This is a genomic window from Maricaulis sp. (assembly GCF_017643475.1).
Classification (GTDB): domain Bacteria; phylum Pseudomonadota; class Alphaproteobacteria; order Caulobacterales; family Maricaulaceae; genus Maricaulis.
The window spans coordinates 706288-732005 of sequence record NZ_JAEPNI010000001.1 but is presented as its reverse complement, the minus strand read 5'-3'; the positions used below and the strand labels follow the sequence as shown (position 1 = coordinate 732005).

Here is a 25718-nt window from a genome sequence, read left to right as displayed (position 1 = left end):
TCATGCGCCGAACGACCGCGTTCCTCGCTGCGGGCACGCTGGCCGCCTGCTCACCATCGCAAAGCAGCACATCAGATCCTGCCCCCGTGTCGCCGAGCCATATCATCAGCGTGGAGAACTTCCCGGCCAAACATGTGCTCGACCGGAACCTCTCCATTTATCTGCCGCCGGGATATGCTGAGAGTGACCGGCACTACCCGGTGATCTATGCCCAGGACGGCCAGAACCTGTTCGAGCCCGGTTTCAGTTATGCCGGAGATGCCTGGGAAGTGGATGCGGCGATGGACAGGCTGATCGGTGAAGGCCGGATCGAACCAGCAATCGTGGTCGGCATCTGGAACTCGCCCCAGCGTCGCTGGGACTATGCCCCGCAGTCCATCGTCGAGGCTCTTCCTGCTCCGGAACGCGCGCTCGTTTTCGAGACCACCGATGCGACCCCGCTCGCCGACGCCTATACCGACTTCATCGTCCTCGAACTCAAGCCGTATATCGACGCAACCTTTCGCACCCGCCCCGATGCGACCTCGACCAGCCTGATGGGATCAAGCATGGGCGGGCTGATCTCGCTCTACACGCTCAGCCGCCACCCGGATGATTTCGGCCAGGTTGCCGCGCTGTCTACGCATTGGCCAATCCGCGTCTCCGGGACGCTGGTCGGGGACGAGGCGGCACGCTGGCAGGACATGCTAATTCCGTACTGGCGAACCTTCATCCGGCAGGCACCGTTTGATCCCTCTCGCCATCGCATCTGGATGGATCACGGCAGCATCAATCTGGATGCGCTGTATGCGCCCTACCAGGAGGCAATCGATCCCGTGATGCAGGTACACGGCTTTGTCGAGAACGAGCAGTTTGTCTCACGCGTCTATCCGGGAGCCGACCATAATGAGGCCGCCTGGCAGGCGCGGATTGACGAAGTTCTGATCTTCCTGCTCGGCGAGGAGGGGTGAAACTCCTCCCCATACACAATAGCGCCCGCTAGCGCCGCACCCAGATCTGCAAGGTGCCTGCCGGCGCTGCAACCGCCTCACGGCCACCGGACAGCGCCCCGCCAACACCATTTTCCTGGTCAATCACCTCACCATCGGCGATGCGGACCCAGTTTCCCTCCGGCAATTCAACAGGGATTTGCGCGTCGCTCGCTCCGACATTGGCGGCCACCAGCACACTGTCGCCCATCGTATAGGCGAGCAGGTGACCGTCATCCGGCGTGAACCAGCGAACGTGGCCATCACGGTGCTCTGCGATCCGGAAGACCTCGCCCTCGTCAGAGAGGCGGAAATGGATCAGACCGCGCCACCAGTCCAGCATGCCGGCGTAATCCGCTGGCGCCTCATCGGCAGTCGCGCCGATATTCTCCCAGACAAACTGGTTGGGTGTGCGGACATTGAACGTGTCCTCGCGTCCCTTCAGATGGATGTTGCGATAATCCGTCTCGACATGCTGTTCGTGCAGGGGGGCGATACCCTTGGAGCGCATGAATTCGGATCCGCCATGGATGACCACCGGACCGAGCGAGGTAAACAGCAGGCCTGCCGCGATGCGGTAGTGCGGCTCGTTCACGCCATTGCGACCATCCCAGTCACTGAGCGCAAACCGGTCCGCCAGCGTCCAGTTGTCATGGATGTCCATGTAGTTGAGGCCCTGATTGGGCGAGACCGGCTCGTCGTCAAAGGAATTGGCGATCGCGGTCATGACGCGTTCGCGCAGCTCTGCATTGCCGCCTGACCAACCCAGATCGGTCGCCGGATTCTCCAGCACGAAGGGCGAACCAACAAAGGCGTCACGCGCATTGTCCTGGAAGAAGGTGATCGGCGCATCTTCCTTGTACCAGTCCCAGTCCGGCATTTCGCGGATCCAGGGGTCGTTCACATCAATCCACGGCTCGCCATAGATGATGACATCCTCACCGAGCTCGCGGCGCAGGGCGTAAAGCGTCTGCTCGTCGATCTGGCCCGCGAGGTCGATGCGGAAACCGTCAATGCCGAACTCCTCGATCAGCTGGCGGCACTGGTCGATCAGCCAGCGCTGGACCATCGGGCGGTCCTCGGTCTTCACCTCGTTGCCGAACGTGCCGATATGCACGCCATCCTCGTTCAGCCGGTAATAGTAGAACCGGTCGAGACCCGAGAAGTTCAGCGGTGTGTCGCGATCCTCCATGCTCTCGCCGGTATGGTTGGGCACGATATCGATGATCACGGCGATGCCACGGTCGTGGAAGGCCTGGACCAGATCGCGGAACTGGTCACGCTGGGCGCCCCAGTCCGTTTCCGTCTGGCGATAACGGCTCTCGATGGCAAAGGCATGCGTGGTACGATAGCCCCACTGATAATCCTCGTGCGCAATGCCCAGCTCCTGCAGGATCGGCACATCGCCATGCCCCGCCGCCCACTCCTCGGTCGGGTAGTGGATGAATTCCTGCACCGGCAGCAGGTGCACCGTGTTGATGCCCAGATTGACCAGGTGATCAAAGCCGATCGGCTCTCCACGCGAATTGGTCAGGCCCGGGGTGGCAAAGGCCGGGATGGAACTGCCCAGCTCGTCGGCCACCGGTAGGAGATCGGTGAAATCCTGCACGTGCACCTCATAGGAGACCACGTCCTGCATGGGCGGACGGCCATTGACCAGCGGCGTCGCCGGGATGGTGGCGCGCCACACACGGCTCTTGCCGAACCCGTCGACATTCACCCGGGCATAAGGGTCTGAAATGTGCACCGGCTCGGTCCCGTAGAACTGGTTGCCCGGATCGTTCGGCCCATGCACCGTGAAGTCATAGTAGACACCGTGCAGATCACCCTCGAACTGTGCCTCGAAGACGCCGTTCGCGTCGCGCTGCATCCAGACGGCCTCGGTGGCCTGCTCCGGCCCATCTTCCGGACCTTCGTAGAGATAGATCCGGATCCGGTCCGCGCGCGGCGCAAAAATGCGGAAGTCGGTGGCCGAACCGTCGGCAGCGATATTCGCGCCCAGCGGCTTGTCGGAATAGAGCGTGCGGAACCAGCCATCAAAACGCGCCCGGGCGCGAAGCCCCATCTCCAGCTGTTCGACGAAATAGACCCGCGCCGGGCCCAGCGCTTCACTGGAGAAGATCAGGGCGCCGGACGCGTCCGTGGGGAGCACGGTTGAAATCGGCAAGACATTGCCCTCGCCATCGCTTAACCGGTAATCGGCCGGATCTGTCGAGCGGGCGGCATCACCCCGGAACATGACCCGGATGGAGCCATCGGAATTGATCTCGGCCCGCATGCGTGCCGGGTCAGGCGCGACAGTTTCCGCGACTCCGTTTTCGGTATTTTGCGACACAGGCTCGACAGTCTGACTCACCGGTTCTTGCGAGCAAGAAGCCAATGTGAGTGCAAGAAATGCTGTCGATCCGAACAGGGCTGCGCGCATAAACATCTCCCTTTACTTTGCGAGTTTTTGCAATCATGCCTCGCAAGCCGGGAAGCGGCAAATGAAATCTTCCGACCTCAGGCCGGGAGACCCAGCCAGAAGCCGTGCCCCCGCAATCGCAACCGGCTCCCATCGCAAACCGCGGGAAGAGTAATATCGCTCATTCCGCACCAGCGTCCCGGCAGTTCAATTTCGCTCTCCGCGTCGCCGAAATTGAACACACACATCACGCGCTCATCACCGGACACGCGCTCGAAACACAGCACATTTTCACCGGCATCAACAAAGCGGATTTCACCGGTTTGCAATGCGGCGGACGCCTTTCGGTTCTTCAGCAGCGCCCGGGTGACTTCCAGCGTCGAGCCGTCAATACCCGCCTGGGCCTCGACAGACAGGTCGACATGACGCGCATCCACCGGCAGCCAGGGCTCTAGCCCGGCGAAGCCAGCCCAGGGCGCCTCACGCGTCCACGGCATGGGCGTGCGCGCACCATCACGGCCCAGCGTGTGCGGCCAGTTCTTGATCGCCTCGGGATCGACCAGGCGCTCATAGGGCACATCCGCCTGGCACAAACCCAGCTCCTCGCCCTGATAAAGACAGACCGAGCCATAAAGACTGAGCAGCAGCGCATTGAGCATTTGCGCATAGGCCGGCGACGCATCCGCCCCGCCCCAGCGTGTCGGCGCCCGCACGGCGTCATGATTGGAGAACACCTGGGTCGGCCAACCGCTTGGATGCCGTACCAGCTGATCCTCGATCGCCTCGCGGATCAGCGCCGGCGTCAGCGGCCCCTTGAACAGGAAGGAGAAATTATAGGCCGTCTGCAGGGAACGCTCGGGGTCAGCATAGGTCACGGCCTGGGCCAGCGGATCCTCGCCCCCGATCTCCCCCACCGCAAACCGTCCCGGATATTCGTCCAGCACGGCGCGCAACTCGCGCATGAACTCTGCCGTATCGGGCAGGCCGACCGTGTGCACCATGCTCTGCATGTCGCCGGGCTTTTTGGCATCGGGATTTTCCCGCGCCGGATTATCGCGCATCTGCGGATCGTGCAGGCAATGCGAAATCGCATCCAGACGCACACCATCAACACCGCGATCCAGCCAGAAGCGCAGCGTGTCACAGATCTCGGCGCGCACCTCGGGATTCCACAGATTCAGGTCCGGCTGCTGGGGCAGGAAGTTGTGCATGTAGTACTGGCCGCGACGCGCATCCCAGGTCCAGGCCGGACCAAAGAAGAAACTCTGCCAGTTATTGGGCGGAGAGCCGTCCGGCCGGGCATCGGCCCAGACATACCAGTCCGCCTTGTCACTCCCTCCATCGCGGCGGCTTTCCCCAAACCAGGCATGCTGGTCGGAGGTATGCGAATATATCTGGTCGATCAGGACCTTGACGCCCAGACGATGCGCCTTCTCGATGATCGCATCAAAATCCGCGAGCGATCCGAAAAGAGGATCGACATCGCGATAGTCGGACACGTCATACCCGAAATCCGCCATCGGCGAGGTGAAGAAGGGTGAAATCCAGATCCCGTCCACCCCAAGATCCGCGATGTATTCGAGCTTGTCGTGAATACCCTTCAGATCACCCACACCATTGCCCGTCGTATCCAGATAGGACCGCGGATAGATCTGGTAAATGACGGCACCCCGCCACCAATCCTGCTCGGACATGGCCCTCTCCTTCACCACAACCGCAGTCCATTTTGCGGAATCTTCCAAAACGGACTCTGTCGAATTTAGCAAACAATACAGTGAAAACCCGTGACGCGCAGCAATCATTCTGCCATTGTTTTTGCATAAATGTGTCAAAAGACACGCCGGGAGGGGAGAACCACCATGCTCGAGATGCAGAAACGGCTGTCGAAGCCCTTTTTTGCGCTGATGACATTGCCTGCGACGGCGATGGGGTTTGCCCTGTCGATCCAGATCGCGGCCCTGAGCGCCATTCTCCGCTCCAAATACGACCTCAACCTCGAGGAAATCGGACTTGTCTGGGCCGCCGGCCCGATTGCCGGCATTCTCGGCCAGCCGATTATCGGCATGATTTCCGACAAGGTCTGGTTCTGGGGCGGCAGACGCCGCCCGTTTATTCTCATCGGCGGGGTGATGACAGCCCTCGCCCTGATTGCCCTGCCCAATATCGGCCTGATCTCCAGCGCGCTCGGCCTGACCGAGATCGTCGGCGTGGCCCTGGCGGTTGCCCTGGTCATGGATCTGTCGATCAATGTCAGCTTCAACCCGACCCGTGCGGTGATTTCCGACCTCACCCCGGAAGGCGAGCTGCGGACGCGCGGCTATACCTGGATGCAGACGGTGTCGGGCACGTTCGGCATGCTGGCCTATGCCATAGGCGCGACCCTGGGCAATGAAACCCTGATCTATACCGGCGCCGGACTCGTCCTGCTCTTCACCCTTATCCCAGCCATGCTGATGGAAGAACCGCGCGAACTGGGAAGCGAAGAGGAAAACGAGCAGAAAGGCGGTTTCGATCTCCGCTTGATCGCCATCGGCACGCTGCCGCTGTGGGGCATTTTCGCCTACGACCTCTACGCGCTCGTTGAACGCGCCTTTTCCATCGAACGCTCCGGCCATGTCATCGAATGGGCCTGCGCAGCGGCCACTGCCATTTTGATGATCTGGGTGCTGTTCCTGAAAAAGCCGAGCGCCGGGGCCGGTAAGAACGACCTCACCGAATTCCAGAAGATCATGGCCGCCCACTCCTTCTCCTGGGTTGGCGTACAGACCATGTTCGTCTTCTATTACCCGTATCTGGAACACGTCATGCCCGATGCGGGCAGCGCGAGCTGGGGCAGCATCACCAATTTCTCATTCCTGATCCTCAACGGGGTCGCAGCCGCCCTTCCGGCCTTCGTGCTGAACCCGCTAGCGAGGAAGATGCCGCGCGTGCGCCTGCAGGCCGCCTGCCTGGCAGTCATGTCGATGGGATATGGGATCGCCTATTTTGCCGGGACCTCACCGCTCGCGCTCTACTTGATCATGGCCATTCTCGGCGTCGGCTGGGCCGCAATCGTCTCCCTGCCCTTTGCCATCATGTCCCAGCGCATCAATGCCACGCGGATGGGGCTGTTCATGGGCATTTTCAACCTGTCCGTCGTCCTGCCCCAGCTACTGGTCTCGATGAGCATCGGCCTGCTGCTGCAGCGGGTCGAGGACAAAGCCCTGCTCTTCGCCATCGCGGCGGCATCCCTTGCCCTGTCCGCGCTTCTCTGGCTTCGTGTGAAACCCCTCCCGAAGAGTGAAAAGGGCGAAAATGTCTGAGGCCTTGCGCAAGATCGTCATTGTCGGCGGCGGCTCTGCCGGATGGATGGCCGCTGCCGCACTATCGAATGCCACGCGCGGTGGCTGCGAGATCGTGCTGGTGGAGTCCGAGGACATCCCCACCGTGGGTGTCGGCGAGGCGACCATCCCGCACATCAAGCGCTTCAATGCCTCACTGGGCATCGACGAGGCAACCTTTGTGCGCGAGACCCAGGGCTCGTTCAAACTGGGCATCGAGTTTGTCGACTGGCGGAAGGAACAACACAGCTACTTCCACCCGTTCGGACATTTCGGCGCCGACTTCGACACGCTGCCGCTCTACCAGTACTGGTTCAAGGCGTTTGCCGAGGGCAAGGCGGAGGAATTGCAGGAATATTCCATGTGCTGGGGCATGGCGAAACAGGGCCGGTTTGCCCAGCCCTCGAACAATCCGCGCCAGATCCAGTCGACCTTTGACTATGCCTATCATTTTGACGCCGGGCTCTATGCGCACTTTCTGCGGCGCCTGTCCGAAAGCAAGGGCGTCAAGCGTATCGAAGGCAGCGTCACCAATGTCAGCTTGCGCAATGAGGGCGGCTTTATCGAGTCCATCACCCTGGCAGATGGCCAGGTCATTGATGGCGATTTTTTTGTCGATTGCACCGGCTTCCGCGGCCTGCTGATCGAAGGCGCTCTGGAAACCGGATATGAGGACTGGACACACTGGCTGCCCTGCGACCGGGCCGTCGCCGTGCCCTGCGAACGCAGCGGCCCCGAAGGCTTCACCCCCTACACCCGCTCGACCGCGCGCGAAGCCGGCTGGCAATGGCGCATTCCCCTGCAGCACCGCACCGGCAATGGCTATGTGCATTGCAGCCAGTTTGTTGATGACCAGGCGGCGACGGACACGCTGATGAACAACCTGGACGGCAAGGCGCTTGCGGATCCGCGCATGCTGCGCTTCACCACCGGACGTCGGAAGAAATTCTGGAACAAGAACTGCGTGGCGATCGGCCTGTCTGCCGGCTTTATGGAACCACTGGAATCCACCTCGCTGCATCTCATCCAGATTGGCATCATGCGCTTCCTGGCGCTGTTCCCGGGCCGCGATGGGAGCCCGCTTTCCGCCGAGGAATACAACCGGCTGACCATCGAGGAATATGAAAGCATCCGGGATTTCCTGATCCTGCACTATTGCCTGAACGACCGGCAGGACGGGGAATTGTGGCGCTATTGCCGGGAGATGCAGATCCCCGACACGCTGGCGTACAAGATCGAGCAATTCCAGCGCAATGGTCGCCTGGTTGCGCGCCAGATCGAGCTCTTCACCAACCCCAGCTGGCTGGCTGTTTTCCTGGGACAGGGCCCGACACCGGATCGATATGACAGCCTGGTCGATATCCGCGGCGTCGACGGCCCGCGCTATTTGTCTGGCATCAAGCGCGCCATCGACGAAGCGTCCGGCGCAATGCTGTCGCACCAGGAATTCGTAGACCGGCACTGCAAGGCCCACGACCTGCTGGCCAGCACCTAGCCTGCAGGCGCAGGACAGTTTGAGCGAACAAAGTCCTCATGCGACGGCAACTGCCCGGCCGCAGACGTGACGATCCGCCGTATATCCCCCAGGAACCCCTCGAGCCGCTCAGAAGACATGTCGTCTGCCACCGGGTGATAGGCTTGCGGCGTGATACCCTGGCCCAGCATGACCTGGAGCCAGCTTGAATCCGTGAATAGGTCTTCCTGCTCGTGATAGAGCCGTCCGCTCTCGCGGAAGAGCGCCATTTTGCGCACCAGCGTGTCCGGCACGTCCATTTCACGGCAATCGATCCAGAAGGGTGAATCCGTGCGCTCGTTGAGGTGATAGTGCAGGATGATGAAGTCACGGATCTTCTCGTATTCCAGCCCCATCTGGCGATTATACTCATCCGCCAGCGCCTCACCTCCCGCGCCGGCCGGGAAGAGCGGAACCAGGCGACTGATCCCGGACTGGATAAGATGGATGGAGGTGGATTCCAGCGGCTCCAGGAAGCCGCTTGCCAGGCCCAGCGCGACGACATTGCGATTCCACAACTTCTTCCGGCGACCTGTTGTGAAACGGATCAGTCGCGGATCAGACAGGGGCTCGCCTTCCAGATTGGCCAGCAGGGTCTCGCGAGCCGCATCCTCGTCGGTATAGGCGCTGGAAAAGACATGACCATTGCCGGTGCGATGCTGCAGGGGAATGCGCCACTGCCAGCCAGCATCATGGGCGATCGACTGGGTATAGGGGCGGATCGGCCCAGCATTCTCACTCGGCACGGCAAACGCGCGGTCGCATTTCAGCCAGTGCGTCCAGTCCTCATATCCGGTTTCCAGGGCGCCTTCGATCAACAGGCCACGAAAGCCGGAGCAATCAATGAAGAAATCCGCCTCAACTTTCTGCCCACTCTCAAGCTCGACACTGCGCACCTCACCGCTCTCGCTGTCCTGGTGAACATCAACAATCCGGCCCTCGATCCGCGTCACGCCACGCTGTTCGGCATAGTTGCGCAGGAACTGGCCATAGAGCGCCGCGTCAAAGTGATAGGCGTAGGCGATTCCGTTGAGCGGCGACGAGCCCAGCTTTTCCAATGGCGCAAACCGCCCCTGGCGGGCGGCCTCGGTGTTCACGCAGTAGTCCCACAGGTCCAGCTCATTGCCCTCTGCACGACTGCGCAGCCAATAATGGTGGAAATGCGTGGAGTTCACATTCAGCCCGATGGAACCAAAATTATGCAGATAGGCGTGGCCTTTCTGGCGCCAGTTCTGGAACTCGATGCCCAGCTTGAACGAACCCTGGGTCCGGGCCACGAATTTCCGCTCGTCCAGTTCCAGCGCCCGGTTGAGATGCTTGATCTGGGGGATCGTTGCCTCGCCCACACCGACTATGCCGATTTGATCAGACTCGACGAGCGAGATCTCCAGCCCCTCGCCCAGGAATTTGGACAGTGCAGCAGCGGCCATCCAGCCAGCCGTACCGCCGCCGACCACCAGAAGACGCTTGATCCGTGAGTTTTCCATGCGCGGCCCCTCAAATCCCGGTTCAGAGTTTTTCACGCGTCCGGCCCGGGGATCAAGCCGCTGCGACGCCCATAAAAAAAGCCCCCGCCGAACAGGCCGGCGGGGGCTCAGTCTAGTCACTCACGAGAGACTTAACGACGCCAGCTCAGGCGGAAAGTGTAGGTCGCACCATACTCTTCCCAGTTACGGACCTGACGCTCATCACCGTTCACGAACGTACCGAAACGTTCGTCAAAGACGTTGTTCGCCTGCAGCTGTACGGTCAGGCCATCCAGCGGACCTTCGGCAAACTCGTAACCGATCTGGGCATCCACAACCGACTCTTCCAGAGCGGAGCGGAAGTCCGGCTGACCGGTGAAGTCCGGCAGCTCGGCCAGGAAATCGGAACGCCAGCGATTGGAAACGCGGAACTCCCAGCCCTCACGCTCATAGTAGACCGTGATGTTGCCGAGAGTTTCCGACAGGCCCGGAATGGTGATCGGGCTGTTCGCCGTCGGAGGCTGGATCTCGCTGTCCGTGATCGAGTAGGTCGCGAACATTCCGAGGCCTTCGAACATTTCCGGCAGGAAGACTTCAGCCGGCAGGCTGAGCGAGAATTCCATACCGCGGAGCCAACCCCCATTGACGTTCTCGGCCGCAGAGAAACGCGCATCGCCGACGCCCGGGTTGGCCGCAGCCGTACCAGCACCGAAGATGTCATCGACAGCAGTCGAAGCATCAACCGTGAACGGAACCGAGCCGAAGACCCAGCTGTCGATTTCCTTGTGGAATGCCGCAATGGACCAGTATCCTGCACCATCCCCGAAGTAACGCTCGAGCGAAATATCGAAGCTGTCAGCGATGTACGGACGCAGGAACGGATTGCCCGAGCTTCCGCTGAGACAGGACCGCGTCGAGTCCGACGGCGGCGTATAAGTAAACGTTCCAGATACCGGATCGACGCTACAAACCGTAGCGTCCGGTGCGTTCACGGAAACAGAGGCGCGCATATCATCCATACGTGCCCGGGCCAGCGTCCGTGCCGCACCCAAGCGGAGATATGTGTCTTCGTTCAACTCGAAACTGACGTTCAAGCTAGGAAGCACCTCGGTATAGTCATCACCTGCCGAAACGGGCGTATCCAGCACGATGCTCGTGTTCAGATTCGGGTCAAAGTAAGAGGCCGGGCCCGAAGAGCTCTGGTCGGTTTGGACCACCTGGACACCAACGTTACCAAAGTAGGGAACGTCGCCGAGCTGAGATTCGAAATTGGCCTGCCCGTACGCAACCATCACGTCTTCTTCGACGCGCCACTGCTTGCCGACAATAAAGGCCGGGTTCAGCGGACGCAGCGTGTAGATGCCGTCACTCAACAGGGCTGTCGGATCGTAGGCAGGCACCTCGATGTTGGACACCCAGCTCAGGCTGGTCGGTGCCATCAGGTACTGGCTCGGAATAGCCTCAGCGCCATTTCCGCTGGCAAGGTCGACAAAGTTCTCGATCGTTTCGCGCTCTTTTTCACGCGACGTCATATACAGGCCGCCTTCGATTGACGTGAAGAAGCCCTGTGCGAACTCACGCGTCGCGCTGAGGCGCAGAGCGTTCAGCTCGTCATCGGTGTTGAGCGTCTTGTTAAAGCCGTCCTGGCCCCAGCCGCCCGGGTCGGTCAGCACCATCAAGGACGGGTCGGCATACCCGGCACCAACCGAAGAATTGAAGCGATAACGATTGCCGTTGAAGTTGTAGTTCACATCATCGATGGCCGATGGGTAATTCGGCCAACCGCCTTCTGCGAAACCCATATAGCTTTCGAAATCGAGTGCCGTACGCTCGACACGGGAGTGGCTGACATCAGCTTCAAACTCCCAGTTGTCGAATGGGCGCCACTGAGCGTTGAAACCGAGCGAGAACAGCTCGGCGTCTCGCTCCTGCACGTCGTTGCGAACGACACCAAAGACGTTAGAGAACGTGCCGGCTGTTACCAGGCCATTTGAGGCCTCAATGGTCTGATGGGAGATACCGGAATTACTGCCACCCAGCCAGTTGCCGGTTGCCAGTTCGATACCGCGACGGACACCGCCATCGGTAAACTCGGTGTACATCACGTCAACAGACGCATTGAACGTGTCATTCGGCTCGAATTCCAGCGTGCCCAGCATCGCTGTACGGTCAAGATCGCGGGATTCGGAGAACATCTTGAAACATTCCGGACCATTGTTTCCGCTCAGGTCCTGGAAGTTACAGATTTCGTATTTCTCACCCTGCGTCGGTGTATTCTGGTGAGCAATGGAGAAAACCAGGCCGACCGTGTCATCAGCGAACTGGTTCACATAGGTACCCGTCAGACGGTAACCCGTATCGTCATAATCAGCATTGAGCTGATCATTCATGTTCATCTCATAGCTTGCGCTCAGGCTGACCGAGCGGTTGCCAAACTCGAGCGGGCGGATGGTGCGAAGATCGACCGTACCGGCCAGACCTTGCGAGACCAGCTGGGCGTCCGGTGTCTTGTAGACGAGCGCCTGGTTGATCAGCTCGGACGGATACTGATCAAACTCGACGCCGCGGTTATCGCCAGCGGTGACCTGTTCACGCCCGTTCAGAAGTGCAGTCGTGAAGTCCGGACCGAGACCGCGCACGGAAACCACCTGAGCGCGACCGCGAACACGTTGCGCGGCAAGACCCGGCAGACGCGCCAGCGATTCCGCGATGGAAACGTCCGGCAGCTTGCCGATGTCCTCTGCCGAGATTGCCTCGACGATTGAAGTTGACTCGCGCTTCGCCTCGATCGAGCTCTCTATGGCGGCGCGGATACCGGTGACGGTAATGACCTCAGTTGGGCCAGCTTCCTCGTCCTGGGCAATCGCTGCACTCGCAGGGCTCAGCCCCAGGGCGACTGAAGATGCCGCCGTCGCCATAAGCATACCGCGGCGAGATTTCGTGATCTTGCGCATAAATTTCCTCCCTCACACCCGTCACTTTTCCACACGTGACTGGGTAGCCAGTTTGCAAATTAATGAAAATCGCACCTCTCGGCAAGCATCAAGTGGATGAAATTTTCGGAGATAAATAAACTGTAGCGAAATTGTTACATCCGATCTATCTCAATTATATATAGCATATCGCGAATTCTTGGGCGTTGACATGTTTTGCAATTTTCTGCAATTTTTGCAGACTTTGTGAAAGCAAGACTTGCGCTTGCATCTCACACAACTGCGAATTCGCCCAACGAAACTAGGGCGTTAAGAAGGACAAAGGGGAACACCACGATGGAGATGCTTGTCAGATCATCCGCCGAACCGTCACCGCAGGCGGAATGGTGGAAAGGCGCGACGATCTACCAGATATATCCCCGCAGCTATGCCGACTCGAACGGCGATGGAATCGGCGACCTGCCCGGCATCACCCAACACCTCGAGCATATTGCCGAGCTGGGCGTGGATGCCGTCTGGATCTCCCCCTTCTACAAATCCCCGATGGCCGATTTCGGTTATGACGTGGCCGACTTCTGTGACGTAGATCCGATTTTTGGCACTCTCGAAGACTTCGACGCCCTGCTGGCGCGTGCACATGAGCTCGGCCTGAAAGTCATTATCGACCAGGTCTATTCACATGCCTCGGACCAGCACGACTGGTTCCGCGAAAGCCGCACCAGCCGGGACAATGACAAGGCCGACTGGTTTGTCTGGGCTGACGCCAACCCGGACGGCTCCCCGCCGACAAACTGGCAATCCGTTTTTGGTGGTCCGGCCTGGACCTGGGATGCTCGGCGCGGACAGTATTATCTGCACAACTTCCTGCCACAGCAGCCCGATCTCAACGTGCACAATCCAGCCGTCCAGGACGCCATCCTGGCCACGCAGAAATTCTGGCTGGATCGCGGTGTAGACGGCATTCGCCTGGATGCCGTGAACTTCATGATGCACGACCTGAACATGCGCGATAATCCGCCGGTCCGGGATGCCAGCACGAAGAAGACCCGCCCCTTCGACTTCCAGCACCATTTCTATAACCAGTCCCACCCGGCCATCATTGATTTCCTGGAAGAACTGCGCGCCCAGGCTGACACATATTCCGGGCGCTTCCTCGTTGCAGAAGTCGGCGGCGAGCGCGGACAGGAAGAGATGAAGCTCTACACCGCCCCGCCGGGCCGGCTGCACAGTGCCTACGGCTTCCTCTATCTCTACGCCAACGCGCTTAATGCGGACCTGATCCGGGAAGCTACCGAGCTTTGGCCGGAAAATGACGAGACCGGCTGGCCGAGCTGGACTTTCTCCAATCACGACGCACCGCGTGCGATTTCGCGATGGGCGAGCGAGGAGAACCAGGCCGCATTCGCCCGCATGTCCTTCCTGCTGCTGAACAGCCTGCGCGGGAACATCTTCATCTATCAGGGCGAGGAGCTGGGCCTGCCCCAGGCGCATGTGCCATTTGAGAGACTGCAGGACCCCGAAGCCATCACCAACTGGCCGGAGACCCTCGGTCGCGATGGCGCCCGCACCCCCATGCCCTGGCAGCACGACGCTGAAAACGCCGGCTTTTCATCAGCCGAACCCTGGCTGCCGGTGGATCCACGCCACGCCGAGCTTGCCGTCGACCTGCAGGCTGCAGACGAGAATTCAACGCTCACCATTGCAAGACGCATTCTGGCCCTGCGCCGCGAAAACCGCACCCTGCGCGAAGGCTCCATGCGCTTTTTCGGAGACACACCGGACAAGCTGGCAATCTTTCAGCGTGGCTCGGGCAATGACGCCCTGCTCTGCGCCTTCAATCTGAGCGCACAAAAGATTGACTGGCAGTTGCCGGCCGGATGGACGGTGATCGAGAGCGTCAATCACGACAGCGATGGCGATAGTCTCGCCGGCTATGCAGGCCTGATTGCGGCGCGCACCTAGGCGCCACAGCTGGCGCGCACAATAAGGTCGGTCGACAGGCGCTCGGAACGACGCGCCTGTGGCCCACGGAAGTCGAGCAGTTTGGACAGGATCAATCGACCCGCCGCGGTCATGTCCTGGTCAATCGTGGTCAGCGCGGGATTGGAATAGCGCGCAAAGGAGATGTTGTCGTAACCGACAACAGAGACATCCTTCGGCACGGTCAGACCGGCCAGCTGCAGACCGCGAATGGCACCAAAGGCAATCACGTCACTGGCCGCGACTATACCGTCGATCTCGACACCATTCTTGACCACAGCCTCGATCGAGGCCTCCGCCGACTCCACGTCGAAATGGGACGGGATGACCAGCTCGTCACTCACATCAAGCCCCGCCGCATCCAGCGCATCGCGATAACCGCGGAAACGCTGCATGACTTCCGGCGCCTCGGACTGCCCCAGAAAGGCGATACGCTTGCGCCCCAGTCGCGCCAGGTGCGCCGCAGCCCGGCGACCACCGGCGAAATTGTCCGAACCGACACAGCAATAGCGCTGCTCGGGAAGCTCGGCGCCCCAGACCACGAAACGCCCCTCGGTCTCGGCAAGCCGGTTGAAGGCGTTGTGCAGCGTGCTCTGCCCGACAAAGATCACACCATCGGCGCGGTGTGTCGTCATCGACATTACCAGGTCATCATAACTGCCCGGTGTGACATGCGAGATATGGATGTCGCAATCGCGCTCACGCGCGGCATCACCAACACCGGCCAGCAGTTCGAAGAAAAACGGATCGGACAGGCGGGTATCGCGGTCCTGCGGCTTGGGCACCACGATCGAGATTGTTGCCTTGGCCCCGATGGGGCCCGCGGGCATGTGACGACGGAAGGGGTAGTCCAGCTCCCGCGCCAGCTTCCAGATCGCCTGCTTGGTGCGCATATTGACGGAGGGGCTGTCATTCAATGCCCGTGACGCGGTGGACACAGAGACACCGGCCCGCTTGGCGAGATCTTCCAGACGAGTGGTCTTTTTCGTCACGATTTCATAGCCCTCTTGTCTTTTTTGCAGCATTTGCAGTGGTAAACGGCGAAAACGGAATTGCAAGCTCCACCGCTCACTTTCTCCGAGAGAACACCAATTTCACCGATCTTGCAATTTTTTGCATACTTCGACCACCACGAGAGAACGCAAACCCGCCGACACAGGACGCTGATAGAGCGCTCAAGGTTGCCAAACATAGGCTATTGAGCCGCCCACCTTTCTACTCGACAAGCTCAACCCGATATCGCAATATTCGCAAAATTATGAAAACGGGGAGAGAGGCATGTTAAAGCCTCGGCTGGGTTTCTGGCAGATTTTCAACATGTCGTTTGGCTTCTTCGGGATCCAGATGGCTTTTGCCCTGCAGGGCGCCAATATCAGCCGGATCTTCCAGACCCTGGGCGCGGATGTGTCCAACCTGGCGATCTACTGGCTCGCCGGACCGGTAACGGGCCTCTTGGTACAGCCGCTGATCGGCTATTTCTCCGACCGCACCTGGGGCCCGCTGGGCCGCCGTCGCCCCTATTTCCTGGCCGGTGCCGTGCTGTCCACACTCTCCCTCTTCATCATGCCGCACTCGCCCTATCTGTGGGCCGGCGTGGTGATGTTGTGGGTGCTCGACGCCTCGATCAATGTGTCCATGGAACCCTTCCGCGCCTTTGTCGGGGACATGCTGCCCTCGCGCCAGCGCACCCAGGGATTTGCCATGCAGACCATCCTGATCGGTGCTGGTGCCGCCCTCGCCTCGGCCATGCCGGGCATTCTGACGGAGTGGTTTGGCGTCGCCACAACCGCCCCGGAAGGCGTCATCCCGGACTCGGTCAAATACTCCTTCTATATCGGCGGCATCGCCATGTTCATCGCGGTGGGATGGACGATCCTGTCCACACGCGAATATTCACCGGAACAACTCGCCAGCTTCGACAAGGAAGAAAGCAAGGATGCCGGCCGGAGCAATTCTTCCGAGCCGCAGGAGAAATCCGCCAGCTATTTCATCGCCAATGCCGTCAGCCTGTTGATGGTTTTCGCGCTGGGCAGTTTTGCCATTTATCGCTTCGAGATGGCGCCTGAACTATATGTGCTGACAGTGACAGCGGGCGGTATCGGCCTCGCCTTCCTGACCCACGCCCTGTTCAAAATGCGCCAGCAGACGAACAATCTCGTCAGTCACATCATGACCGACCTGGTCTCCATGCCGAAGGTCATGCAGCGCCTGGCAGTCGTCCAGTTCTTCTCCTGGTTCGCGCTGTTCATCATGTGGGTCTACACGACGCCCGCCATTGCCGCGCATCATTACGGAAGCTCGGACCCGACCTCGGAAGCCTATAACCAGGGCGCCAACTGGGTCGGTACGCTGTTCAGCACCTATAATGGTGTATCCGCTGTCTGGGCGATCGCCCTGGTGCTGATCTCGGCGCGCATCAATCGCCGTTTCGCTCACGGTTTCAGCCTGTGTGCCGGCGCCCTGTCCTATGCCTCGCTCTACTTCATCTCGGACCCGAACATGCTACTGATCCCGATGATCGGCATCGGCATGGCCTGGGGCTCCATCCTGACCATGCCCTACGCCATCCTCTCCGACGCCCTGCCGGCCAGGAAGATGGGTATCTATATGGGCATCTTCAATTTCTTCATCGTCCTGCCCCAAATGGTCGTCGCCGGCGTCATGGGGCCCATCCTGACCGGTTTCCTGGGTGGCCAGGCAATACTGACCTTCTTCATCGCGGCGGGATCGTGGACCATTGCTGCACTGGCGCTGCTTGCCGTGCCGGGAAAGAAACAGACGGTTTGAGTTATCCTCCCCCCGGGGAGGTGTCCCGAAGGGACGGAGGGGGCGTAGCGCGAAGGAGTTGTTCTCACTAGCGTTCGCGCCCCTTCCACCCCGCCTTCGCCGTTGGCTACGGCGAGCCCACTTCCCCGCGAGCGGGGAAGATATCCACACAGCTCGATCCTCCCCCATAATCACCCGTGATCCATGTCGTGGGAGGCGAGAGCTCAGTCTTTTCGGGCGTGGATGTGCGGGACGCGTCTGTCGACCCTTCGGGGTCACAAGGGCATGACAGACAGCAGACCCGTGTGCGGGAGGTCCCTAACCCCTGCTTTTGAATATACATCCGGTTTCGCCGGCCTTCCGCATGCCTCTCACTCCAGCGTCCTGGCGCGTGGAGGTTTTGGTGTTCCCCCTCTCCCGCTTCGCGGGACCTCCCCCTGGAGGGGGAGGAAAACACCAACCTCCGACGCCAAAGGCGTCGCAAGCGCGACTGCGCGCCGGGCGGTCAGCCCGCCCCATCGGAGGCGTGAGCAAAGCGAACTGCCGTGAGATCGAAAACCACTTCGCAAGCGCGACCGCGCGCCAGGCGGTCAGCCCGCCCCATCGGAGCCGCGAGCGCAGCGAGTTGGCGTGAGATCAGACAATCTCAAACCGCAGGAGGTGGTGGAGGCGGGGCTGCGACCTCGGCTTCCGGGTCGACTTTTTTCAACGGGAAGTCCTTGCGCAGGACCGGGTCGACCAGGGTGTGGTCGAAACGGAAATCCTCGACCAGTTCACGCAGGGCCGGCGGCGCCTTGCGGTCCTTGCTGGCCTCGCTGGTGCGATAGAGCGCATACAGACGAAGATAATTCTTGTCGTCCTTGGACAGGGACGTGTCATCCAGACGGCTGCACACGGCGACGAACTTGTTCACAGAACTGCGCATGCGACCAGCCATCAAATCAACCATCGCTCCCGCCAGGCCAACCTTCCAGCCAACATCGGCAAAATGGGTCTTGGGCGCTTCGGACAGCGCCTTGCGAGCCGCTTCGACGTCTTCGTTATTGATAGCGGTCATCGCTTCAGCGACGGCCAGATCGGCCGCCTCAATCGCTTCACGACGCTTTTCCGCTGAATTGCGGCCCGAAAACATGGGCGGTGTCCACTTCTGTAACATGACGCAGACTATTCAATTACCGCGCCAAATCAATTTCGTCACAGACTATTGAAGCGGATGATGGCCGGTCCGAGAATAACCACGAACAGTACGGGCAGGAAAAACACGATCATTGGAACTGTCAGCTTGGCCGGCAGCGAGGCCGCCTTTTTTTCGGCGGCGGCCAGACGCATGTCCCGGTTTTCCTTGGCCATGACCCGCAGGGCCTGTCCCAGCGGGGTACCATATCGCTCCGCCTGGATCAGCGAGGTGCAGACCGCTTTTACCCCCGGGTGATTGGTGCGTTTGGCCAGGTTCTCATAGGCGATCCGGCGATCCTGCAAATAAGCGAGCTCCGCCGTGGTCAGGGACAACTCTTCAGCCAGTTCAACGGACTGGGCACCGATCTCCGTAGAGACCTTGTGGAAAGCCGCTTCAACTGACATTCCCGATTCCACACAGATCAACAGGAGGTCCAGGGCATCCGGGAATGCGCCCATGACTGACTGCTGGCGCTTGGCAGCCAGGTTGGAGAGATAAAGGTTCGGCGCATAATAGCCCAGCATACCGATACCCAGGGCGAAACAGTATCGCGTGATGGTCGGCAGGCCGAAATCATTGACCATGAACAGATAGAAGAGCGCTCCGCCCAGCATCACGAAAGGCGCGGTCAGGCGGAAGAAGTAGAAGGTCACCGTCGGGCGATTTCCGCGCAGGCCGGCCTGCGCCAGCTTGGCCTGCAGCTCGGGATCCTCGAAGGCCTTTTGCAGGTTGAGCGAATCCACGACCTTGCGCATGAGGCCCTTGGCCTCCTCGCCCCGGATAGAGCGACTTTCGTGTTTCGCCCGCGCATCGGCCTCAAGCTGTTCACGGTTCTTGCGGCGCAGCTCCTCACGACGGTGCTGCACACCCTTGATACGCTTGTCGAGCTTGTCGCCGCTGAACATGGGCGAAGTCAGGGTGACAATGGTGGCAAAAACGAGCAGGCCGGAGACCACCGTCAGCAGCATCTGCGGATCAGTGAGAAAATCCCGGATTTCTACGAAGCCGATACCGAACATGTCCCACCTAGATCTTGAAGTTGATCATGCCGCGCATCACCATGATGCCCATGAACATCCAGGTCGCCCCGCCCAGCAACATCAGCTGTCCGGTGGGGTCAACGAACATGAGATTCATGTAGGACGGGGTGGTCGCATAGACGATGCCCAGAACGCCGGGCGGCAGGGAACCGATGATGGCGGCAGAGGATTTGGCCTCGGACGACAGCGCACTGATCTTCTCGCGCATCAGCTTGCGTGAACGCAGCACGACGGAGAGATTGCCCAGCGTCTCGGCGAGGTTACCACCGGTCTTTTGCTGGATGATCAGGACGGTACGGAAGAAGTTGAGCTCAGCCAGGGGCATGCGGTCACACATGCGGTTGAGATTCTCCTCCAGCGAAACGCCCATGGCGATGCCATCACAAAGTTCTTTGAACTCGGAACCGACCGGGTCCGGGGATTCCGCGGCGATAATCTTGAGACATTCATTGAGTGGAAGGCCGGATTTCACACCCCGCACGATGACATCGAGAGAGTTGGCAAACTCCTGGGTAAATTTCTTCTGACGGCTGCCACGCAGGAAACCCAGCCACCAGCGCGGCAAGCCAAGACCGCCCACAATCGTCGCGCCGCCGACAACCAGCAGGCTCTGGCCGGTGAAAAAGGCAATGGCTGCCACGACCAGTGCCGAAACAAGCGATCCGATCCAGAAGGCGGTCGGCGAAAATTCCATCCCGGCTTGCTGAATACGTGATTTCAGCGAGATACTCTTGGCGCGCTGATCCTTCTGTTTCTGCTCGATATCCTTGAGCGAGTCAGAGATCTGCTTGCGGCGCTGTGCCGCCTGGTCCTGCGGGCCGCTTCCGCGTTTGCTACGTGCAGCCGAGGCACCGCCGACCGCGCGGGTCACGCGCTGCTTGCTCTGGGCATCGCCCATGGCTCCGACGGCGACCCAGCCGACACCGCCAACCGCCACAAAGGCGGCCGCAGCGGCGAGAATGAAGAGGATGTCGCCGTTCATGCCTTACGCCTCCGATGCATCGAGGGCCTGGGCGAGCTCGCGCTCCAGACCGAAATAGCGTGCACGATCCCAGAATTTCGGACGGGCAATACCCGTCGACTGGTGCTGGCCGAGGATCTTTCCATCGCCATCCTCGCCCTTCATCTCGTAGACAAAGAGGTCTTGGGTGATGATGACATCGCCTTCCAGACCAACCACTTCCGTGACATGGGTGATCTTGCGTGAACCATCGCGAAGGCGGGCAGCCTGGATAATGACGTCGATCGAGCCGACGATCATCTCGCGGATGGTCTTGGCCGGCAGATTGTAACCGCCCATCGTGATCATGGATTCAATACGGCTGAGAGCTTCGCGCGGGGAGTTGGCGTGCAGCGTACCCATTGATCCGTCGTGACCCGTGTTCATGGCCTGCAGGAGGTCGAACGCCTCCGGGCCACGCACCTCACCCACGATGATCCGTTCCGGACGCATACGCAGGCAGTTCTTGACCAGGTCACGCATGGTGACCATGCCTGTGCCCTCAAGGTTTGGCGGGCGGGTCTCGAGACGGACCACGTGTGGCTGTTGCAGCTGGAGTTCCGCGGCGTCCTCACAGGTGATGACGCGCTCATCCTCCTCGATATAGCCGGTCATGCAGTTCAGCAGCGTCGTCTTGCCCGAACCGGTACCGCCGGAGATCAGCACGTTACAGCGGCTGGCGCCGATCACGCCCAGCACTTTTGCGCCGTCGGGCGTGATGGAGTTGAAGTCGACCAGATTGCTCATGGTCAGCTTGTCTTTTTTAAACTTACGAATGGTCAGCGTGGGACCATCCAGCGCCAGCGGCGGGGCGATCACGTTGACACGCGAACCGTCTGCAAGACGGGCGTCACAGATCGGCGAGCTCTCATCGACCCGGCGGCCGACCTGGCTCACGATCCGCTGACAGATATTCATCAGCTGGCCGTTGTCGCGGAAACGGATGTTGGTCTTCTCGACCTTGCCGTTGACCTCGATGAAAACGCTGTCAGCACCATTGACCATGATGTCGGCGATATCATCGCGAGCCAGCAGCGGCTCGAGCGGGCCATAGCCGAGAACGTCGTTACAGATGTCCTGGAGCAGTTGTTCCTGCTCGGCGATCGACATGGCGACGTTCTTGATCGAGATGATCTCGGTGACAATGTCGCGGATTTCTTCTGCCGCCGTGTCCTGGTCGAGACGGGCAAGCTGACCCAGATCGATCGTATCGATTAGCGCGTTGAAGATCGTCGTCTTGACGGCGTAATACTCTTCCGAGCGCCCGCCATTATCGGCCGGCTTCTTGGCAACACGCTTTGGCTTGGGTGCCGGTTTCGGAGCCGCCTTCTTCTCTACCTTCTCCGCAGAACGACCAGGACCCGCCTCCGTCTGGGGGCGGGCTTCAGGCTCGGCGGCCTGGGTGGTCGGTGCCTTGCGGGCTGGGGCGGCAGGAGGTCCTCCGGCACGTTTGCCGAACATTGCGTGTTAGCCTCCGAAAAGCTTGGAAAAGAGAGAGCGCTTGCGCGGTGGCGGCGGCGTGCGCCCCGTCACCAGCGAGGCGAGATGCCCAAAACCGTCAGCAGCCTTGGACTTGGGATCCAGCTCGTGGATCATTTGTCCGTTATTTGCGGCCTTGCCAAACAGCTGTGGTTCGAACGGCAGGACGAGAACCGGCGGGGACCCCAGCGCATCGGCAAAATCCTTGAGCGGGATTTCCGGACGCTTGGCCATGCCAGCCATGTTCACGACAACCTTCGGCGGCTCGTCATTGGGACGCGCACCGGTCACCAGGTCGAACAGGTTTTTCGCATTGCGCAGGGAGGCCAGGTCCGGCGTTACCGTCAGCACCACCTCGTCGGACGACAGCAGCGTCTGCTTGACCCAGGGCAGCCAGACATGCGGCAGGTCGAGCGCTACAAACGGCGCCTGGCGACGCACTTTCTCCAGCACGTTTTCATAATCCTGCGGCGCGAACTCCCAGTCGCGATCGAGTGTGGCCGGAGCCGAGAACAGGCTGAGCCTGTCGGTGCAGCGCACCAAGAGGCGATCCAGCAGGGCATCGTCCAGACGATCCGGCTCGCTGAGCGCATCGCCCAGTGTCTGGGTCGGATCCTGGTTGAAATCCAGACCGGCAGTACCCCAGGAAAGATCCATGTCCATCAACACGGCGTCCTGGGCCAGGTTCTCGGTCAACGCCCACGCACAATTATGCGCAATGGTCGAGGAGCCGACACCACCCTTGGAACCGATAAAGGCCACGGTCTTGCCCGCGAAGGGCTGGTCCGGATCGAGGAACAGCTCGGAGATCGTGCGGATCAGGTGCAGCGGCGTCATCGGCGGCACGAGATATTCGCTTACGCCGCGCTTGATCAGCTCGCGGTAGAGCACGATGTCATTGGTCGCACCGACGATGACCACCTTGGTGTCCGGGTCACAGACACCGGCCAGTTCTTCGAGCTGGTCGAACAAACCACGACCGCGCATCCCGGTCTCGATAATCAGAAGATTGGGTGTCGTCTCGTCATGATAACGCTCGATCGCTGCCGGCAGGCCGCCCATCTGAACGTCGACATGGGCCTTGGACAGGCGGCGATCCTCGGACGCCACGGACACTAGGGCACCTGTCTCGGAACGCTCGCAGAACGCACCGATGGTGATACGCGGCACCGGCTGATCCGGTACATCATTGTCGATTTCACCATAGAGGGACTCGCCCATGGGCGCAGATTCCAGCTCGCTCTGGAGCTCTGCAAACAGCGGATTGTCGCCCTCGCCCTCGAGCGGTGTCTCGAAGGCCTCGGCCTCCTCATCAACCATGAAGGGGTCATCGTCCAGCTCTACAGCGCTGGCGCCGAAACGATGACCGGTGTCGGAGGTCTCTTCCGGAGGCAAGTCATCAAACGCTGCCTCACCAAGCATCATGCGCTCGACGTCTGCAGCATCCATGAAGGGATCATCGTCCTCGTAAAACTCGTCTTTCAGGGCACGATTGTCAGCCATATCTCGCTCCTTTCGCCCCCTTAGTTTCCGACCTGCGAGACAGCACCACTTTCATAGTCGCTGCGTTCGCTTGCGGTTGACTGGCCTGCCCGATAGCGATCGAGAACCGTCTGGCGACGCTCTCCATCTGGGGCATCCATGGTGCGTGGCGCCACCAGGTCGCGGGGATCCGCGATGGTTGCCGCCAGGTTTGCCGCCATGAAACAGCCGAACCGGCGCGAATGCCGGTTGTCCAGATCCATGGCGAGATTGTTCCAGCCATCACAATTCGGAGCGACGGCCTCGTAACGCGTAAAGGAAAAGACCAGGGCGCCATTGCCGGCACCGTTTGCCAGATAGGCGCCACCTTCGATCTGTCGCCAGTCCAGGCCAGCCGCATAGAAGTAGTTGCGGGCCTCGGCGATGGCGTGCATGGCGGCCTGCTCATTGGCGGCACCCTGCGGATAGCTGATCACCAGCGGACCATGGCCACGGGCCTTGTATTCGTCAGCGATCATCGCCAGCTGGCTCTGCTGCGCCCAGGTCAGGCCGTTGTCCCGCGGATCAACAACAAACTCACTGCGATAGGTCTCGGCACGCGCAGTTGCCTGCGGCAGGTCCAGATCGGTCGCGGTCGTGGCGCAGCCGGCAAGACCGGTGCTGATCACGAGGGCCATCAGCGAGGCTTTGAACATCTTCTTCGACACCATCACCAACTCCACTAGTCGAACAGGAACCCGATCGGGCCACTCCAGCCACGGTCACCCGTGTCGGAACCCGGAACCGAATAGGCGCGGTTAAGGCGACCAAACAGCAGCGTCTCGGCTTCTGATGCTGTCTGGAAACCATCCGCGGGGGTTTGCAGATCGTTCGGATTGGCCGGGTCCACCAGGTAAGGCGTGACCAGGACTACCAGTTCGGTTTCTTCGTTCTCGAAATCGCGCGAGCGGAACAGCGCTCCCAGAACCGGCAGGTTCTGGACACCCGGAACACCGTCCAGGTTCTGACGCGTTTCTTCCTGGATCAGACCGGCCAGGACCAGGCTGCCACCGGAAGGCAACTCGACCGTCGTCTCGGCCCGATTCACGCTGAGCGCCGGAATGGTCAGACCTTCCAGAACACCAACGACTTCGCCGTTGTCGTCAGTGACCTGACCTTCATTGAAGCTCAGTGCACCCTGGGTCGTCAGCTCCGACACCTCGGTGGAGATGCGCATGGAGATACGGCCTTCCGACAAGACGACCGGCGTAAAGCCCAGGCCGACACCAAAGGACTTGTACTCGATGATGATATTGCCATCGCGGTCACGACCGACCGGCACCGGGAATTCTCCACCTGCCAGGAAGTTCGCGCTCTCGCCGGTGATCGCCACCAGGTTCGGCTCGGCCAGGGTACGCACCAGTCCGACACGCTCCATCGCCTGCAACAGGCCGGAGACGTTGTTCACACCATTGCCGGGATCGCCATTGACCCAGTCAAATGCCGTCTGGGCGCCCCGCAGGAAACGGCCCGCGAGAGAAAACTCGTGATCAGTCGCAACACGGACATCGAACTCGCCACTGGTCGCGCCGGCGGACAGGTTGATGCCCAGCTGGCGCACGATGGTACGTTCCATCTCGACGATGCGGACTTTCAGCATCACCTGTTCACGCGCCTCGATCTCCAGCATGGAGAGAATGTGCTCCGGATCCTCGACCCAGCGCTGGGCGATCTGCATCGCCGTATCAGCGGCCATGGCGTTGGGTACAGAGCCGGACAGGACAATGTGGTCATTCATCGCCTCGACCTGGACACGCGCGTCCGGCAGGAAACGGTTCATGGAGTCCTGCAGCGGTGCGAGATCGCGCTCGACGCGCAGGTCCAGATCCAGGATCAGCTGGCCATTGGCATCAAAGAAGAATGCGTTCGTCTGGCCGATACCCATGCCCATCAGATAGGCGCGGCGCGGCGTACGAACGACGGCATCAACGACTTCCGGATTGGTGACCAGGACATCAGCGACATCAACCGGCAGATGAACCACGGCAGCCTTGTTGAGCGGCAGATCGAGATCTTCCGAGACCGGACCTTCACCCGGCTCGCGGATATAGACCTGCATCGTATTGCCACGCTCGGTACCGGCGGGCTGGGCCCAGGCCGGAGCCACCAGGGCAGTCGCGAACAGGGAGAGGACTAACGCGCGAAACATGA

The 25718-nt window shown here is 60.5% G+C and carries 17 protein-coding genes; 5 read left to right on the top strand and 12 right to left on the bottom strand.

All coding sequences use genetic code 11. From position 1 onward, the window contains the following. The first annotated feature begins 2 nt into the window (after positions 1-2). Complete coding sequence (locus JJ889_RS03470) at positions 3-950, top strand: alpha/beta hydrolase-fold protein (RefSeq protein ID WP_291891507.1); 948 nt, start codon at positions 3-5, stop codon at positions 948-950. Positions 951-978: 28 nt separating this feature from the next. Here the strand turns inward: JJ889_RS03470 and JJ889_RS03465 are convergent, their stop codons facing one another. Together JJ889_RS03465 and JJ889_RS03460 are read right to left on the bottom strand one after the other, a co-directional pair. Next, the gene (locus tag JJ889_RS03465) at positions 979-3324 is read right to left on the bottom strand and encodes an alpha-amylase family glycosyl hydrolase (RefSeq protein WP_291891506.1); all 2346 of its coding nucleotides are present in this window, start codon (positions 3322-3324) and stop codon (positions 979-981) included. 146 nt (positions 3325-3470) lie between these two features. After that, the gene (locus JJ889_RS03460; protein ID WP_291891505.1) at positions 3471-5066 is read right to left on the bottom strand and encodes an alpha-glucosidase family protein; all 1596 of its coding nucleotides are present in this window, start codon (positions 5064-5066) and stop codon (positions 3471-3473) included. A 165-nt stretch (positions 5067-5231) separates the two neighbouring features. Here JJ889_RS03460 and JJ889_RS03455 point away from each other — a divergent pair, with 165 nt between their 5' ends. Both JJ889_RS03455 and JJ889_RS03450 read left to right on the top strand, forming a co-directional pair. After that, positions 5232-6674, top strand: a complete 1443-nt coding sequence (locus JJ889_RS03455; RefSeq protein ID WP_291891504.1) for an MFS transporter — start codon at positions 5232-5234, stop codon at positions 6672-6674. Further along, complete coding sequence (locus JJ889_RS03450) at positions 6667-8187, top strand: tryptophan halogenase family protein (protein WP_291891503.1); 1521 nt, start codon at positions 6667-6669, stop codon at positions 8185-8187. The genes JJ889_RS03455 and JJ889_RS03450 overlap by 8 nt, the downstream gene beginning before the upstream one ends. Here the strand turns inward: JJ889_RS03450 and JJ889_RS03445 are convergent. Both JJ889_RS03445 and JJ889_RS03440 read right to left on the bottom strand, forming a co-directional pair. Continuing rightward, positions 8184-9692 carry a tryptophan halogenase family protein gene (locus tag JJ889_RS03445; protein WP_291891502.1) on the bottom strand — a complete coding sequence of 503 codons (1509 nt, stop codon included), beginning with the start codon at positions 9690-9692 and terminating at the stop codon, positions 8184-8186. The genes JJ889_RS03450 and JJ889_RS03445 overlap by 4 nt on opposite strands. Before the next feature lie 131 nt (positions 9693-9823). Beyond that, positions 9824-12625, bottom strand: coding sequence for a TonB-dependent receptor (locus JJ889_RS03440; protein WP_291891501.1), 2802 nt, complete (start codon positions 12623-12625; stop codon positions 9824-9826). A gap of 315 nt (positions 12626-12940) precedes the next feature. Here JJ889_RS03440 and JJ889_RS03435 point away from each other — a divergent pair, with 315 nt between their 5' ends. Next, positions 12941-14566, top strand: a complete 1626-nt coding sequence (locus JJ889_RS03435) for an alpha-glucosidase (RefSeq protein WP_291891500.1) — start codon at positions 12941-12943, stop codon at positions 14564-14566. On the opposite strand, the gene JJ889_RS03430 is transcribed toward JJ889_RS03435, so the two are convergent. Continuing rightward, positions 14563-15576, bottom strand: coding sequence for a LacI family DNA-binding transcriptional regulator (locus JJ889_RS03430; RefSeq protein ID WP_291891499.1), 1014 nt, complete (start codon positions 15574-15576; stop codon positions 14563-14565). The two genes, JJ889_RS03435 and JJ889_RS03430, sit on opposite strands and share 4 nt — an antisense overlap. Before the next feature lie 286 nt (positions 15577-15862). Here JJ889_RS03430 and JJ889_RS03425 point away from each other — a divergent pair, with 286 nt between their 5' ends. Further along, positions 15863-17371, top strand: coding sequence for an MFS transporter (locus JJ889_RS03425; RefSeq protein ID WP_291891498.1), 1509 nt, complete (start codon positions 15863-15865; stop codon positions 17369-17371). A 625-nt stretch (positions 17372-17996) separates the two neighbouring features. On the opposite strand, the gene JJ889_RS03420 is transcribed toward JJ889_RS03425, so the two are convergent. The 7 genes from JJ889_RS03420 to JJ889_RS03390 all read right to left on the bottom strand — a co-directional run bounded on the left by JJ889_RS03420 (position 17997) and on the right by JJ889_RS03390 (position 25716). Further along, positions 17997-18482, bottom strand: a complete 486-nt coding sequence (locus JJ889_RS03420; protein WP_291891497.1) for a hypothetical protein — start codon at positions 18480-18482, stop codon at positions 17997-17999. A 62-nt stretch (positions 18483-18544) separates the two neighbouring features. Beyond that, positions 18545-19546: a type II secretion system F family protein gene (locus JJ889_RS03415; protein ID WP_291891496.1), complete on the bottom strand. Its 1002-nt coding sequence runs from the start codon at positions 19544-19546 to the stop codon at positions 18545-18547. A 7-nt stretch (positions 19547-19553) separates the two neighbouring features. Beyond that, positions 19554-20549 carry a type II secretion system F family protein gene (locus tag JJ889_RS03410; RefSeq protein WP_291891495.1) on the bottom strand — a complete coding sequence of 332 codons (996 nt, stop codon included), beginning with the start codon at positions 20547-20549 and terminating at the stop codon, positions 19554-19556. 3 nt (positions 20550-20552) lie between these two features. Next, positions 20553-22028: a CpaF family protein gene (locus tag JJ889_RS03405; protein WP_291891494.1), complete on the bottom strand. Its 1476-nt coding sequence runs from the start codon at positions 22026-22028 to the stop codon at positions 20553-20555. Between the two features lie 6 nt (positions 22029-22034). Then, positions 22035-23549 (bottom strand): AAA family ATPase, encoded by a 1515-nt coding sequence (locus JJ889_RS03400; protein ID WP_291891493.1) that lies wholly within the window; start codon positions 23547-23549, stop codon positions 22035-22037. Between the two features lie 20 nt (positions 23550-23569). Beyond that, positions 23570-24238, bottom strand: coding sequence for a CpaD family pilus assembly protein (locus JJ889_RS03395; RefSeq protein ID WP_291891492.1), 669 nt, complete (start codon positions 24236-24238; stop codon positions 23570-23572). Positions 24239-24249: 11 nt separating this feature from the next. Further along, on the bottom strand, positions 24250-25716 hold the full coding sequence (locus JJ889_RS03390; RefSeq protein ID WP_291891491.1) for a type II and III secretion system protein family protein: 1467 nt from the start codon (positions 25714-25716) through the stop codon (positions 24250-24252). Between the last annotated feature and the right edge of the window lie 2 nt (positions 25717-25718).

Excerpts from the sequence above, each read along its gene's own strand:
- JJ889_RS03470 (WP_291891507.1), top strand. The coding sequence starts at position 3 with ATGCGCCGAACGACCGCGTTCCTCGCTGCGGGCACGCTGGCCGCCTGC.
- JJ889_RS03460 (WP_291891505.1), bottom strand. The coding sequence starts at position 5,066 with ATGTCCGAGCAGGATTGGTGGCGGGGTGCCGTCATTTACCAGATCTAT.
- JJ889_RS03455 (WP_291891504.1), top strand. The coding sequence starts at position 5,232 with ATGCTCGAGATGCAGAAACGGCTGTCGAAGCCCTTTTTTGCGCTGATG.
- JJ889_RS03450 (WP_291891503.1), top strand. The coding sequence starts at position 6,667 with ATGTCTGAGGCCTTGCGCAAGATCGTCATTGTCGGCGGCGGCTCTGCC.
- JJ889_RS03445 (WP_291891502.1), bottom strand. The coding sequence starts at position 9,692 with ATGGAAAACTCACGGATCAAGCGTCTTCTGGTGGTCGGCGGCGGTACG.
- JJ889_RS03440 (WP_291891501.1), bottom strand. The coding sequence starts at position 12,625 with ATGCGCAAGATCACGAAATCTCGCCGCGGTATGCTTATGGCGACGGCG.
- JJ889_RS03435 (WP_291891500.1), top strand. The coding sequence starts at position 12,941 with ATGGAGATGCTTGTCAGATCATCCGCCGAACCGTCACCGCAGGCGGAA.
- JJ889_RS03425 (WP_291891498.1), top strand. The coding sequence starts at position 15,863 with ATGTTAAAGCCTCGGCTGGGTTTCTGGCAGATTTTCAACATGTCGTTT.
- JJ889_RS03420 (WP_291891497.1), bottom strand. The coding sequence starts at position 18,482 with ATGTTTTCGGGCCGCAATTCAGCGGAAAAGCGTCGTGAAGCGATTGAG.
- JJ889_RS03415 (WP_291891496.1), bottom strand. The coding sequence starts at position 19,546 with ATGTTCGGTATCGGCTTCGTAGAAATCCGGGATTTTCTCACTGATCCG.
- JJ889_RS03410 (WP_291891495.1), bottom strand. The coding sequence starts at position 20,549 with ATGAACGGCGACATCCTCTTCATTCTCGCCGCTGCGGCCGCCTTTGTG.
- JJ889_RS03405 (WP_291891494.1), bottom strand. The coding sequence starts at position 22,028 with ATGTTCGGCAAACGTGCCGGAGGACCTCCTGCCGCCCCAGCCCGCAAG.
- JJ889_RS03400 (WP_291891493.1), bottom strand. The coding sequence starts at position 23,549 with ATGGCTGACAATCGTGCCCTGAAAGACGAGTTTTACGAGGACGATGAT.
- JJ889_RS03395 (WP_291891492.1), bottom strand. The coding sequence starts at position 24,238 with ATGGTGTCGAAGAAGATGTTCAAAGCCTCGCTGATGGCCCTCGTGATC.
- JJ889_RS03390 (WP_291891491.1), bottom strand. The coding sequence starts at position 25,716 with ATGTTTCGCGCGTTAGTCCTCTCCCTGTTCGCGACTGCCCTGGTGGCT.